This is a genomic window from Luteolibacter sp. Y139 (assembly GCF_038066715.1).
GTDB classification, from domain to species: Bacteria; Verrucomicrobiota; Verrucomicrobiia; order Verrucomicrobiales; family Akkermansiaceae; genus Haloferula; species Haloferula soli.
Genome location: NZ_JBBUKT010000001.1, coordinates 1,028,271 through 1,041,752, shown reverse-complemented (window position 1 = coordinate 1,041,752; position 13,482 = coordinate 1,028,271). Strand labels below are relative to the sequence as shown.

The 13,482-nt window shown below is 62.7% G+C and carries 12 protein-coding genes; 6 read left to right on the top strand and 6 right to left on the bottom strand.

Annotated elements, in window-relative coordinates; genetic code table 11:
* Nucleotides 1–48: 48 nt before the first annotated feature.
* Together abc-f and WKV53_RS04320 are read right to left on the bottom strand one after the other, a co-directional pair.
* Nucleotides 49–1,677 (bottom strand): ribosomal protection-like ABC-F family protein, encoded by a 1,629-nt coding sequence (gene abc-f / locus WKV53_RS04325; protein ID WP_341403123.1) that lies wholly within the window; start codon nt 1,675–1,677, stop codon nt 49–51.
* A gap of 42 nt (nt 1,678–1,719) precedes the next feature.
* Entirely contained in the window at nt 1,720–2,922 is a 1,203-nt protein-coding gene (locus WKV53_RS04320; protein WP_341403122.1) for a hypothetical protein, read from the bottom strand.
* Nucleotides 2,923–3,119: 197 nt separating this feature from the next.
* Between WKV53_RS04320 and WKV53_RS04315 the strand changes: the two genes are divergently transcribed.
* The gene (locus tag WKV53_RS04315; protein WP_341403121.1) at nt 3,120–4,016 is read left to right on the top strand and encodes a serine hydrolase; all 897 of its coding nucleotides are present in this window, start codon (nt 3,120–3,122) and stop codon (nt 4,014–4,016) included.
* A 15-nt stretch (nt 4,017–4,031) separates the two neighbouring features.
* On the opposite strand, the gene WKV53_RS04310 is transcribed toward WKV53_RS04315, so the two are convergent.
* The 3 genes from WKV53_RS04310 to sufT are packed head-to-tail and all read right to left on the bottom strand — an operon-like array spanning nt 4,032 to nt 7,033.
* A complete protein-coding gene (locus WKV53_RS04310) occupies nt 4,032–5,138 on the bottom strand; it encodes a hypothetical protein (RefSeq protein ID WP_341403120.1) in 1,107 nt (368 codons plus the stop codon).
* Nucleotides 5,135–6,433 carry an APC family permease gene (locus tag WKV53_RS04305; RefSeq protein ID WP_341403119.1) on the bottom strand — a complete coding sequence of 433 codons (1,299 nt, stop codon included), beginning with the start codon at nt 6,431–6,433 and terminating at the stop codon, nt 5,135–5,137. The genes WKV53_RS04310 and WKV53_RS04305 overlap by 4 nt, the downstream gene beginning before the upstream one ends.
* Before the next feature lie 54 nt (nt 6,434–6,487).
* Entirely contained in the window at nt 6,488–7,033 is a 546-nt protein-coding gene (gene sufT / locus WKV53_RS04300) for a putative Fe-S cluster assembly protein SufT (protein WP_341403118.1), read from the bottom strand.
* Nucleotides 7,034–7,207: 174 nt separating this feature from the next.
* On the opposite strand from sufT, the gene WKV53_RS04295 reads away from it, so the two are divergent.
* The 3 genes from WKV53_RS04295 to WKV53_RS04285 are packed head-to-tail and all read left to right on the top strand — an operon-like array spanning nt 7,208 to nt 10,233.
* Nucleotides 7,208–8,233 (top strand): acyltransferase family protein, encoded by a 1,026-nt coding sequence (locus WKV53_RS04295; RefSeq protein WP_341403117.1) that lies wholly within the window; start codon nt 7,208–7,210, stop codon nt 8,231–8,233.
* A 52-nt stretch (nt 8,234–8,285) separates the two neighbouring features.
* Nucleotides 8,286–9,833 (top strand): hypothetical protein, encoded by a 1,548-nt coding sequence (locus tag WKV53_RS04290; protein ID WP_341403116.1) that lies wholly within the window; start codon nt 8,286–8,288, stop codon nt 9,831–9,833.
* Nucleotides 9,826–10,233: a hypothetical protein gene (locus tag WKV53_RS04285; RefSeq protein ID WP_341403115.1), complete on the top strand. Its 408-nt coding sequence runs from the start codon at nt 9,826–9,828 to the stop codon at nt 10,231–10,233. The genes WKV53_RS04290 and WKV53_RS04285 overlap by 8 nt, the downstream gene beginning before the upstream one ends.
* Nucleotides 10,234–10,398: 165 nt before the next feature.
* On the opposite strand, the gene nagZ is transcribed toward WKV53_RS04285, so the two are convergent.
* Nucleotides 10,399–11,466, bottom strand: coding sequence for a beta-N-acetylhexosaminidase (gene nagZ / locus WKV53_RS04280; RefSeq protein WP_341403114.1), 1,068 nt, complete (start codon nt 11,464–11,466; stop codon nt 10,399–10,401).
* Between the two features lie 107 nt (nt 11,467–11,573).
* Between nagZ and WKV53_RS04275 the strand changes: the two genes are divergently transcribed.
* Nucleotides 11,574–12,128, top strand: a complete 555-nt coding sequence (locus WKV53_RS04275; protein ID WP_341403113.1) for a YqgE/AlgH family protein — start codon at nt 11,574–11,576, stop codon at nt 12,126–12,128.
* 54 nt (nt 12,129–12,182) lie between these two features.
* The gene (gene metX, locus WKV53_RS04270; RefSeq protein WP_341403112.1) at nt 12,183–13,334 is read left to right on the top strand and encodes a homoserine O-acetyltransferase MetX; all 1,152 of its coding nucleotides are present in this window, start codon (nt 12,183–12,185) and stop codon (nt 13,332–13,334) included.
* Nucleotides 13,335–13,482 lie beyond the last annotated feature (148 nt).

Here is a 13,482-nt window from a genome sequence, read left to right as displayed (position 1 = left end):
GCGTTTCGATGCGCGGGTCGTCCGAGAGACGGCCCGCGCTCTTTCGTCTTACGCCGTCACCGCGCCGCGGTCGTCGTTGAGACCGCTCTTCTCGAGGAAGTAGTCATAGCCGCCGGTGTAGCGGGTGAGGACGCTGCCGGTGTCCGCTGCGTTGCGGGTGATGTGCAAGGTGGTCTCGGCGAGGTGGCGGATGAAGTGCACGTCGTGGGAGATGAAGACGAGCGTGCCTTCGTAGGCCTTGAGCGCGTTGACCAGCGAGTCGATCGAGAGGATGTCCAAGTGAGTCGTGGGCTCGTCCATCAGGAGAAGGTTCGGCGGATCGACGAGGAACTTCACGAGGTTGAGGCGAGACTTCTCACCACCGGAGAGGACGGAGCAGCGCTTCTCGACATCGGTGCGGCGGAAGAGGAAGGAGCCGAGAATGGCGCGGGCGTCTTCTTCGCGGAGCGTGGTGCAGCTCGCCATGACTTCCTCGAGGACGGTGTTGTCCTCATTGAGCGTTTCCGAGCGGTGCTGCGAGTAGTAGCCGAGCTTGGTGGCGTAGCCGACATCGCGCTTGCCGCCGTTGATGGGAAGGACGCCGGCGAGGATCTTTAGCAGCGTGGACTTACCGGCACCGTTCGGACCGACGAGGACGATCTTGTCGCCGCGCTCGATGGTGAGATCGAGGTCCTTGTAGATTTGCTTTTCACCGTAGGCTTGGGCGACCTTCTGGAGGTCGATGACCTTCTGGTTGGAACGAGGCGGCTGCGGGAAGGCGAACTTGAAGGGCTTGCGCGGGGCGCGGGGCTTCTCGATGCGGTCGAGCTTTTCGAGGAACTTGATGCGCGATTGAACTTGAGCAGCCTTTGAGCCGACCTGGCGGAACCGGTCGATGAAATCCTGGTGGCCTTCGATTTCCTTGTTCTGGTTGCGGTAGGCCTGGACCTTCTGCTCGTAGCGCGCCTCGCGTTGTTCGAGGTAGCTGGAGTAGTTGCCGGTGTAGGAGATTAGCTCGGCGGCATCGGGATCGATCTCGACGACGCTCTCGATGATGGCGTCCATGAAGTCGCGATCGTGAGAGATCATGAGGATCGCGCCGGGGTAGTTCATCAGGTAGCGCTGGAACCAAAGGAGCGAGAGCAGGTCGAGGTGGTTGGTGGGCTCGTCCAGCATCAGGAGATCGGGCTCCATGACCAGCAGGCGGGCGAGGTAGGCGCGCATGATCCAGCCGCCGGAGAATTCGCGGGCGGTCTTGTGGAAGTCGGCTTCCTTGTAGCCGAGGCCATGGAGAACCTTTTTCGCCTTCGGTTCCAGCTGGTAGCCGTTGAGGTGATTGAACTGATCCTGGGCGTGGGCGTAGTCGGGATGATCCGTGGTGCCCTTCGCCTCATGCTCGCGCAGCGCGCGGAGGTAGCCGACCATTTCCGGGGTGATGCCCATGGCGATCTCCAGCACGGTTTCGTCACCCGGGTCGCCGGCTTCCTGGGCGAGGTAGCCGGTGATCGCGTAGTCGTCGCGCTCAATGGAGCCGCCGTCCAGCTCCTCTTGGCCGAGGATCATGCGGAAAAGGGTCGATTTGCCGGCACCGTTCGGTCCGACCAGCGCGATGCGTTCGCCCCAGTTGATCGAGAACTCGGCATCGCGGAAAAGCGTGCGGCCGCCGAGGGTCTTGGTGAGCTTGTGAATCGTGAGCACGGCGCGGATGTAAGGGACGCCGCCGCCGGGGGCAAGGCGCGATCACTGGAAGGCGTCGCTCACCATGTAGTCCTTCCACGCCTTGTTCAGGGCTCCCGGCGAGTCGAAGCCGAGGCCTTTTGCAAAGGTTTCGGGGTCGGGGCATTTTTTGTCCTTGGCCGTGGTTTCGAGGATTTTTCCGAAGCCCTCGGAGCGGGCGGGGTTGCTGTAGATGAAGTGCATGAGGCCCAAGCCGAAGCCGAGGTCGCGTGGCTCGGCTTCGTCGCTGTCGACCTCCAGAAACGCGCCGATATCGGGTTGCTGGCCGTCCTTGAGGAGCTTTTTGGTGGCTCCGGCCCAGTTCCGGCCGTTTTTGAAGCCTTCCAGCTCCGTGCCGCCGAAGAAGACGTCGGACTCGATTTTCCCGCAGATCTGCTCTTCCCGGTGATAGGCAAACGCCAGTTTCAGGGAAGCGATCGAGCATTTGCCGTTGTTGCTCGGATTGCCGATGAACTGGCGGAAGATGTCCGCGGTGAAGAAATGGATGCGGGACGGCCAGGTCTTCCGGTTGTGCTCGGCCTTTTTCGAATCCAGCCGGTAGACGCGTCCGAGGGTGGTGATGCCTTTTTCCTGGGCGAGATCCTTGTCGATATTAAACGCCACGATCACGGAGGTATCGAGGTTATAGCTGGAAGAGACGCTTGAGCTGGCGTTGGCGTGGTCCTCGTGCCATTTGGCAAAGGCCTTCGCCTCCTTTTCTTCCAAGAGCAGGACCGGCATCTTTTTCCCTTCGAAGGAGGCAGCGAGACCCGGCAGGTCCGTCGCCATGTCGGCGAACAGGCGCTCCACCGGCTCGGCGTAAGCGAGCAGCATGGCGGGCCGGACCTTGGCCCCGCCGGCGATGATGAAATGCTCCGACTCCAGGGTGACGGGATAGAGCTGGGTGCCGAGCTGAAATCCTTCCGGCCGAGGCTTCCATGCTGTGACATCAATAGGCGCGGTGGCGAAGCGGGCACCGGTCGAACCCTTTTTCGCGGGTACCGCCGTGGTCAGGTGCTTGCGATCATCCTCGCTCAGAGACGTCTTCGGGAGAGCGACTTCCTTGCCATCGCCCTTGCGGATCCAGACGGTGGCATCGTCCTGCTTCACGAAGATTCCATCGAGCTTGCGGCCCTTGAGATCGGTCCAGGTGCGGCTTTCCTGGGCGGAAGCGCAGCCAAGGGTGAGGGCGGCGATGGCGGCCATCAGGCGCAGAGGAGGAAGCATTGCACGGGATGTTGCAGATCCATGGCTTTGACACAACACGCGAGTTGTCGCTTTCCTGACAGCCGCAGACGGGCTAACTCCATAGCATGACGATTTCCCGCCGCGGATTTCTTGGGGCCATCGCTTCGGCCTGCGCTGGCTGTGCGTCTTCGACTTCCGGACCGGCCGAATCGATTCGCTTGGATCGGGCCGATGCGATGGCGAAACAAAATGGCTGCCGCGGGTGGGCGGCGTGGCGCGGGCATTCGCGGGTGGAAGGCTGGCAGACTTCGTATGAAGGGCCGATCCTCAGCATCACGAAAGCGCTCGCGGGCCTCGCGGTGACCCGTGCTGCCTCCGAGGGTTGGCTGGATCCGACTGAGCATGTGGCCGACACCATCCGCGAATGGCGGGGCGATGCTCGCAAGCAGCGGATCACCTTGCAGATGCTGCTTCAGCAGACCGCCGGCCTCGAGGCGGGTGTCGCGGCGTTGTATCGCAATCCTGCGGACAAGGGGCGCAATGCGGTGGCGCTGCGAGCGATTGATGAACCCGGCAGTTTTTTCCGCTACGGTCCTGCGTGTTCAGAAGTGCTGGCGGAATTGATGCAGCGGAAGCTTTCCGCCCGTGGCGAGAGCCTAGAGAGATACCTGCACCGATCCGTGATGGTGCCGATCGGTCTCGGCAGCAAGAACTGGCGATCGGACAAGAAGGGGCGGTTCTTCCTCTCGACCGGGGCGGAGTTGAGTGTGGATGAACTCGGGAAGCTCGGGCGAACGATCGGGGGACTACTGCGAGGGGAAAGCCCCGATGGGTTTGATTCCTCGCATTACGCTCGTGTGACCCGCGCTTCCGCTGCGAATCCGATGTTTGGCGGCGGACTGTGGCGGAACGCCGGTGGCCGGGAAATCGAGGTGGAAGATGCGCTGGATCCGCCGGCTTCGACGGCGTTCTGGCAGGGGGCTGGTCTATCGCGGAGCCAGCCGCGGGACTTCTACGCGTTGATCGGTTCGTCGGGGCGACGGGTTTACATCTGGCCGCGGGAGCAGGTGGTCATTGCTCGGCATGGCGTCGCGAGGTCGTGGCGCGACGGGCCTTTTCTTCGGGCGCTGTAAATCCCGTAGCTCGGATCACTTCTTCACCGCGACGAGCAGGTTCGCGTTGTAGTCGCGGATCTGGTAGCCGGAGCCGAAGGGGACGGCGGGGCCGCCGCCGGTGGCGTCGTAGGCGGCTTTCAGGTCGGGCTGCATGTGCTTGGCGAAGAGCTCGATGGGTGCCTCGTAGTTTCCGAAGAGGTGAATGTTCCACTTGTTCGCGTCGAAGTTGCGGTAGGGGATGCCGGAGTCGTCCTCCACGACGGCGTGGCAGTTGCCGAGGACCCAGTCGCGGATGCCGGAGAAGCCGGAATCATGCATGAGATAGGAGGCGGCCTTGAAGTAGGCCACGCCGCCGCCGTAGCTGGAGAGCCAGCTTTTATAGGACGAGTTAAAGCCTCCGTTGGAAAGGTCGCCGGAGACGTAGATCGCGCTGCGGTTTCCTCCGCCCGGCAGGCGGTAGCGGATCTCCACGCCATTGCGGCCACCGGCGTTGATCGACTGGACGCTTTGCACGTTTGCGTCCATGAGGGACAGGGTGGCTAACAGGATCGGCGTGACGCCCGGCATCGGGCCGCCGGCGAGGTCGCCCCGCATGTCTTTCGTGATGAAGTAGCCGTGCTTGAGCTGGGTATCCATCGCCCTGCCGAGGCGATTCAGCGAACCGAGCACCGCGCTGGCGTCCTGATTTTCGAGAGAGGGCAGGTTGCCGGCTGGTTCCAGACCGATCAGCACGTAGTTCGAGGCATTCGGGAAGAGTGCCGCGGCGTGCAGTAGGTCAGGGCCACCGAAGGGATAGAGCAGGACCTTCGGATCGCCGGTGAGGGGGCGGACGTTTGCCGACGACCAGTCGCGCTGGTTGCCGGTCCGGCCTTGGGCGAAGACCCGCCAGTTTCGGCCCATCTGCAGCGCGTGCTCCTTATATTCCGCGGTCTGTTGGAGGCGTGAGAGGGCCGCGCCGTGCTCCACGGGGCGTCCGGCCAGGAAACGCGCGACGTCATCCGGAGACGCCTCGCCTTGCGCCTCGCTGAAGGTCTGCTGATTCGGGTCGTAGACCTGTTGCGCTGTCTGCCCGTGCGAGGGCTTCGAGGGGCCACAGGAGGCGGCAAGGCAGGCCAAGGGAAGGAGGAGCAGTTTTTTCATCTTCGGAGCATTTTGAGCGGAAACCAAACAAGCGCAAAGAAAACTGCGAGTCCCGCGCCGCCGAGTGTCAGCAGCGGCTCTTTCACTGCGGAGAATCCCACGATGAATACGGACATCGCCAGAAACAACAGTGGGGGGAGCGGATAGAGCGGGACTTTCACGGGGCGGGGCAGGTCCGGATGACGGTGGCGGAGCACCATGCAGCCCGCCACCACCAGCGAGGTGGAAAGGGTGAGTCCCACCTGGGTCACGTCCATCAGGTGCCGCAGCTTTCCCGAAAACACGAAGACCAGCAGCAAGGCGACCGTGATTTGGAATCCCAGCGCGAGCCGCGGCACCTCGCCGCGCGGCGCGAAGAATGAGAGCGATTGCATGTGGCGACCCATCGCGGCCAGCACCCGCGGGCCTGCCCATAGCAACGCGCTGGCGGAGGCGAAGAGGCCTACAGCGAAGAGGCCGGAGATGACCCGTGCCGCCTGGGTTCCGAACAGGGAAGTGGAGGCGATGTGGCCGACCGCTTCCTGGCCCTTGAGCTTTTCTACCGGGGCGGCGTGGAGGAAGGAGGCGTTCAAGCCGACGTAGAGAATCGTAACCAGAACGGTGCCCCACAGCAGTGCTCGCTTCACGGTGCGCTGGGGATCATTCCATTCCTCCAGCCCGTATACCGCCGCATTCCAGCCGGTGTAGGAATAGGTCACGTAGAGCAGGGAGATGGCGAAGGCGGGCGTGATCACCGCTGCCGAATCCGCTTTCAAGTCCACCGTCCAGCGGATGTCCCCTTCGCCGGGAAGCGTCCACGCCGCAACGATGAAGGTGACGATCAGGATCAGCTTCAGCCCGGTTGCTGCCACCTGCACCCTCGCGCTGGTCTGCGTGCTCACCGAGTGGGCTGCGGCGCCCAAGAGGATGACCAGCGCCGCGGCGTGATGAACTTCCAGGCCGCCCCACGCCTTGTGAAGGTATTCACCGAAAGCGAGGGCGGTGATCGCCGTGGGTGCCGCGAAGCCGGCGAAGGCCGAGAGCATGCCCGCCATGAAGCCGAGGCTCGGATGATAGATCGACCGCAGGAAGTGATACTCACCGCCCGACTTCGGCAGCAGCGCTGCGACCTCCGCGTAACAAAAGGCCCCGCACAGGGCGAGCAATCCGCCGAGCAGCCACAGCAGGATGATTTGAGGGCCGGAACTGAGGTCGACGAGCTGGAAGCCCAGCGAAGTGAAGACTCCGGTGCCGACCATGCTTGCCACCACCAGTGCGGTGGCGGCGAAGGAGCCGGCGTGTTTTCCCGAGGTCACGCCGTAGCTTGCCCCAGAATCCGTTAGGGCGGAAATGCTTTTCCGTTCCCCGGGTTAGATCATCCCGAGCTTCATCTTCCCTTCCTCGGAGATCATGTCCTGATTCCAAGCGGGGTCCCAGACGAGTTCCACCTTGGCGTCGTCGATGCCTTCGATGGTCATGATCTTGGATTGCGCATCCGCGGCGATGACCGGGCCCATGCCGCAGCCGGGGGCGGTCAGGGTCATCTTCACGGTGACGGTCTTGCTGCCGTCCAGTTCCTCGATGGCGCAGTCGTAAACGAGGCCGAGATTGACGATGTCGACCGGGATTTCGGGGTCGTAGACGCTCTTGAGCTGGGCCCAGACCTGCTCCTCGACCGGGGCATCCTTCAGGCGCTCGGCTTGGGCGACCTTCTCCTTTTCCTTCTCGAGATCCACGCCGAGGGCATCGGCATCCTTCGAGGAAATCCGGGCCAGACCGGCGGAGGTGGCCACGGTGTAGGTGCCGCCGAGGCGCTGGGTGATGAAAACGGGAGTGCCGGCCGGCAGCGTGATCGCGTCACCGCTGGGGATCTGGATGGCTTCGACTTCGCGGGCCAGGGAGATTTCCTCGTGCATGTTGAGGGGAGTGTAGGCGCGCAGCCGGGCGGTGCAAGCGGGGAGGGGGTAAGCGCCTGCACCGTTGTTAGCGGTGGCTTGCGATGGAGGTAGGCGACCTGACTGCCGAGGGCGGCGGTTCTCCCTCGACCACCTTGATAATAAATGGGATTTAAGCGTCTTCAGGGTGCCTGCATGAACAAACGCCGCGACTCGTATCTGGATGTTTTCCGCGGGATCGTGGCGCTGTGGATCGTGGTGATCCATGTGGCGTTTCACAATAGCTTCGGGCAGCCAGAGTGGTTGCGGTCGTTTACGCTGCTGCTGGATGTGCCGGCGTTTTTCTTCCTGAGCGGGATGACGCGGGCGGTGGTGGGGAAGGAAATGCTCATCGGTGCGGTGATCCGGCTTTCGACGACGTTCGCGTTTTGTGTGCTGCTCCTGATGCTGTTCAACGGCTCGCCGTGGGAGAGGAAGGTGCTGGTGCCGGCGAAGTATCTTCTTTTCAGCAGCGAGAAGATCGAGGGACTGGAGAGCTTCGTGTGGAGCTACTGGTTTGTGCCGTGCTATCTGGTGGTGCTGCTTTTCGCCGAGGCACTGGTGGCGAGGGTTTCGCGCTTCAAGTATCTGGTGGGGATCGGGCTGTTCCTGCCGATTCCGTTCATGTTCCTGGCGAGGGAGACGAGCGGGTTCCCGGTGCTCGGGGTGGATAGCCGGGATGTGTTCTTCTATCTGCCGCTGTTCCTGTTCGGGTATTTCATCCGGGAGAAGGTGATTTTCACGGGCCTTCAGAAGAGGGCGGCGATCGGGTGCTTGATCGCCGGTGCGGTGGGATGGGGTTTGTGCGCCTTGTTTCTGGGGGAGGATGCGTTCCAGCTGCAGGCGAAGAAATTCCCGGCCCAGCTTCCCTATGTTTGCGCGTCGATGATCTCGGTGAGTGCGATCATCTTCTTCTACCGGGATCTTTCGGGGCGGTTCCGGTTGCTGGAGCACGTGGGACGGAATGCGATTTACTACTATTGCGGGCAGGCCTTCGCGACTTCGCTGATGCGGGACCACGTGACTCCGTACGTGAATCTGGCGGCTGAGAATTGGGTCGGCCGGTTTGTGATCCTCGTCCCGATCGGTCTTTTGATCACGGTGGGTTTTTCGGAGGTGCTGAGATACTTGCTGGATCAGGTCGTGGCGTTGATCCGGAGAGCCCATCCCGAGGCCCGGTGAGTCCGCCATCGTTGCCTTGCCCCGGCGGGGGAAAGCGGCCAGCTTTCTCCGCATGAGCCGGAGAGAGAGGCGCAAGGCCGCCGTGGCGAAGGGGAAGACGGGCAACCGCTGGTTGATCCGGGGCTCGGTGATCGCGTTTTGCGGGGCCGTGGTCCTGTTAGGCGGCGGCTATATCGGCCTGCGCAGCTGGCTGCATGGCGAAAGCTTCCGCCACATGCTGGCGACCGAAGCGGGGAAGGCGATCGGCGTGACTTGTGAGTTCAGTCCGTTCCGCTGGAGCGGCACCAGCATGGATACCGATTCTTTCACCGCGACGGGAGAGGGGATCGTGAAGTCGATCGATTCGGAAGGCCTGCGCGTGGATGTGGGTCTGGGCGGCTGGTGGCAGGGCGTGTGGCGGATCGACGAGGCACGGGCCCGGAAGATCGAGGTAGTGGTGGATGCCACTGCCGCGGACCGGGTGAAGAAGTCGCCGGAGGTCGTGGTCCCGCCTGAGGCGAAGGCGAAGAAGTGGTACGACAGCATGGTGCCTCATGAGGTGGATGTGCAGATGGTGGATGTGGGGAACTCGGCGTTGAAAGTGATTACCAAGAGCGGTCCGGTGAGCATCAACGGCACCTCGTGGAAGGTCACACCGGACGCGGCGAAGGGCAGCTACCGCGCGGAGGGCCTGGACGGTACGGTGAAGCTGCCGTGGAAGTGGGCTCCGCCGATGGCGCTCGGGAAGGCACGGCTCCGCTACCACAACGATTCCGTTTCGCTCTCTGCCGCGGATTTCCGGGTCTATCAGAGCGGTCGGCTCGATCTGAACGGCGAGATGTCGGTGAAGGGTGACGGCTACGCTTTCAATGGTCACCTGCGCGATGTGCTGTGCTCGGAGGTCCTGCCGGAAACCTGGAGGCAACGGGTCTCCGGAAAGGTGGAGTCCGAGTTCACGGTGGAGAATGGACCGAACGGTCCGATCGTGAAGGGCAGCCTGAACCACACCGACGGCGTGCTCACTGCGCTGCCGCTCTTGGACGCGCTGGCCGCTTATGCCGATACCACCCGCTTCCGCCGGCTGGCGCTGAACGAGGGCAAGGTGGACTACGAGTGGGAAGACGGTGCGCTGAACTTGCAGAAGATCATCATCGGCAGCGAAGGGCTGGTGCGCTTGGAAGGCTCGCTGAAGATCGGCAAGCAGGAGCAGCTCGACGGTCACTTCCGCCTTGGTCTGGTGCCCGGTGTGCTCGCGCGGATTCCGGGGGCCGAGACGATCGTATTTTCTCCGGGTGAGCGTGGCTTGCTGTGGACGACGCTGCGCATCACCGGCACGCTGGATCATCCCGAGGAGGATCTAACAGAGCGCCTGATCGAGGCCGCGGGGATGCGGATGATCGAGATCATTCCAGAGACCGGCGAGAAGGTGCTGAAGTTCACCAAGGAGGTGCTCAACAAGGATTTGCAAAGCCACATCAAGGAGGGAGCGAGCGGTGTGATCGAGCAGGGACGCGAGGTGATCGACCAAGGACGCGAGGCGATCGACGACGCGAAGGGTGTGCTCAAGGAGGTGGATGGAATCTTCGACGTGTTGCGCGGAAAGGAGAAGAAGGATGAGTGAGGATGAACCGCTGGAAATGGTGGTGGAGCGCGCGGCCGCCCAGTCGGCCCAGTCGCTGCTTCTGGTGCGGATCTGTGTGACGGTAACGGCGCTGATCTTGCTAGTCGTCGGGTTGATCGTGTGCTCCTCCGCGGCGAAGTTTGGAGCGATGTTTGCCGAACTAGGAGCTGATGCCGAGCTTCCGATGATCACCACGATTGCAGCCCGTCACAACGGGTCACTTGCCTTGGCACTACTGGCGTTGGCGGGGGTCACGACGTTTTTCATCTGGGGGAAAGGAAAAGCGGCAGCGTGGATGGGAGGCCTGGGATTGCTGCTGATGGGCATCTTCGTGCCGATCACGATATTCGCCCTGTATCTTCCGCTGGTGAAGATCATTTCGGAGATGGGGAACGTGTGAGGATGCCTTCCGGGAGGACGTTAAATCCTCTTCTCTGCGCCCCTGCCGGGGCGGGTGTTTCATCGATTCGCATCCGGTGGCTCACGCCACCGGCTAAGTTCCGAGGTCCCTCCGGGACGCGTGAATCAAAGATGACCTTGTTTCTCCATTGTTCGAAGCGGTCCTTCAGTAATCGGCCACCGGAGAGTTCGGCAGGGTGACACCGGCTTCCGGGACTTGGGCTGCGAGATCTGCGATTTCCTGGGAGACGGAATCCCATTTCTCCCGCGACCACTTCAATGGGCCGTGGAGTTTCTTGCGGAACTTGGCCAGGCGTTTTTCCGCATCGGCGATGATGTGGAGGGGGATCTTGGCGAGCCGGTTCGCGGCGTCCTCTGCGCGCTCGGTGCGGTGGCAGATCATGGCTAGGTCATTGCCGGCCTCGATGGCGGCGACGACGTCGGTATTGTCAGGATAGCGGTCGGCGATGGCACCCATGTCGAGGTCGTCGGTGAGGACGAGGTGTTTGTCGAAGCCGAGTTGGTTGCGGAGGAAATCGGTGACCATGCGGCGCGAGAGCGAGGCCGGTTTGTCAGGGTCGATTGCGGGAAAGAGGACGTGGGCGAGCATCACGGCATCGAGCTCCGGCATGAGGGCGGTGTAGGGAATCACGTCCTCCTTCAAGAGGTCTGCTAGAGTGGCGTCGCTAACCGGAAGGTCGTGATGCGGATCGGACATGGCGCGACCGCAGGCGGGGAAGTGCTTGGCGCAGGAGAGGACGGAGCGCTTGCGCAGCCAGCGGTTCCAATTGCCGGCGAGGTCGATCACCCTTTGAGGATCGCGTCCCCAACAGCGGCCGCGGAGTGAATTCTGGAGTTCGGGATGGTGGTCGAGGTCGAGCACCGGGGCGAAGTCGAGATTGAAGCCGAGCAGGCGGAGTTGGTCGGCGGTGTAGACGCCGGCCTTGGCAGCGAGCACGGTTTCGCCCTTCGCCGCGAAGGCGTTGGCGGAGGGAAGACTGGGTGAAATATCCTTGGTGCGGGTCACGCGGCCGCCTTCCTGGTCGATGGCGAGGATCGGCTCTTCGCGGGACAGGGAGCGCAAGTCGTCGGTGAGCTGGCGGGTCTGCTCGGCGGAGACGATATTGCGGCCGAAGAGAATGAAGCCGGCGGGCTGGAGCTTGCGAAACATCTCCGCCTCGTCCGGCGCGATTTCCGGGCCGCGGACGCCGAGCAGGAGCAGGTGACCATTCATGAGCGGAGGATGAATGTAGGGGCGTCCGAGAAAAGCGGGATTCTCAAATCACGCGGGGTTTCCCGTTGGCGACGCGAAGGGGTGGGCGTATCTTCCAACAGAAAGCAATGAGCGAGACCGACTCCCCGATCCATCTGCAAGGTCAGATCCTGCTGGCTGACCCGTCCCTGCATGATGGGATCTTCGACCGCTCTGTCATTCTATTGGCGGATCACTCGGCGGAGAACGGGGCCTTCGGGCTGATCCTCAATCATCCGACCGGGCACAGTGTCGGGGATTTTCTCAAGGAGCCGGCCTTCGAGCCGCTCAAACACGTGGCCGTGCATCTGGGCGGCCCGGTGTCCCGCGAGCACCTGACTTTTTCCGCCTTCTGGTGGGCGGAGGACAACCGGCTGAAGTGGCACGTCCGGATCCCGGCCGAGCTGGCAATCAAGCACAGCCGGAAGCCGGGGACGCTGGTGCGCGCTTTCGTGGGTTACTCCGGGTGGACCGCCGGGCAGCTGGAGGGGGAGATTCGCAGGAATACGTGGATCACCACGCGGCCGAATACGGATCTGCTGGGGCAGAGCCACGACCGGGACCTGTGGGCGGAAATCCTGCGCTCGATGTCGCCTTATCACCGGATCCTCGCCGAGGCTCCGGAGGACCCGCGGGCGAACTGAGTGCCCCGGATTCGGCTGGCCAATCCCTCAACCCCGACTTAGACCCGGCGCGCCGTGGCGGACACCGAGACCCAGTTTTTCACGATCGAAGACGGACCGATCCATCTTCGCGAGGGCGGCGAACTGCCGTCTGCGACCCTGGCCTATGAGAGCTGGGGCACGCTGAATGCGGAGGGGACGAATGGCATCCTGCTCTTCCACGCACTCTCGGGCTCGCACCATGCCTGTGGCCACAATCCTGCCATCCCCGGCACCGGCTCGATGTGGCAGCCGGAAATGCACGAGGGTTGGTGGGACAACATGATCGGGCCCGGCAAGGCGCTCGACACGAACAAGTATTTCATCGTCTGCGCGAACTACCTCGGCGGCTGCTACGGCTCCACCGGACCTGCTTCGATCAACCCGGCGACAGGCAAGCCGTGGGGCTCGGCATTCCCGCATGTGACAACGGCGGATCAGGCGGAGTTGCAGGCGAAGCTACTGGACCATCTCGGCGTGGGAAAGCTGCACGCACTCATCGGCCCCTCGGTCGGTGGCTTGATCGCGCTGACCTTTGCGACGCGCTTTCCGGAGCGGGTGAAGAATGTGATATCGATCGCGGCGGGATACAAGACCACCGTCTTGAACCGCCTGATCCTGTTCGAGCAGATCCTGGCGATCGAGAACGACCCGCATTTCAATGGCGGCGACTACTACGACGGCGGCAATGGCGGCCCGCTCTATGGCTTGGCCCTCGCCCGTATGATTTCGCACAAGACCTTCGTGCACCTCGATGCGATCGAGCGCCGCGCGCGGCAGGATGTGGTGCAGCCGGACGATATCCTCGCGTGGTATCGGGTGCGCGACCAATTCCAGAGCTACATGCTCCATCAGGGGAAGAAGTTCGTGAAGCGCTTCGACGCGAACACCTACCTTCGGATCAACGACATGTGGTCGCGTTTCGACGGTGCGCATGAAGGCGATGCCGAGACGCCGGAGGATCTGTTTTCGCGGTGTCGCGAGGCGGACCAGCGTTGGCTGGTGTTCTCGATCGACTCCGACTTCTGCTTCTATCCGGAGGAGCAGGCGGAGCTCACCAAGCTTCTGGAAAGCGCCAAGGTAAACGCGATGCACGTGACGGTGCACTCCGACAAGGGCCACGACTCCTTCCTGCTGGAGCCGAACTTCTATACGCCGCACATTTCCTGGTTGCTGGGTCAGCCCTGAAAAGGCGGAGGCCCGGGAGCGACCCGACTGGCCGGTATCTTCGTGTCCGAAAACCTCGTTGTGGGGAGGGTAGGGGGAAAATGCCGGTCGCCCGGTCGTTCGACGGGACTCCACGGTAAATTAGGCAGATGGCGGGCGGGTCTGACAA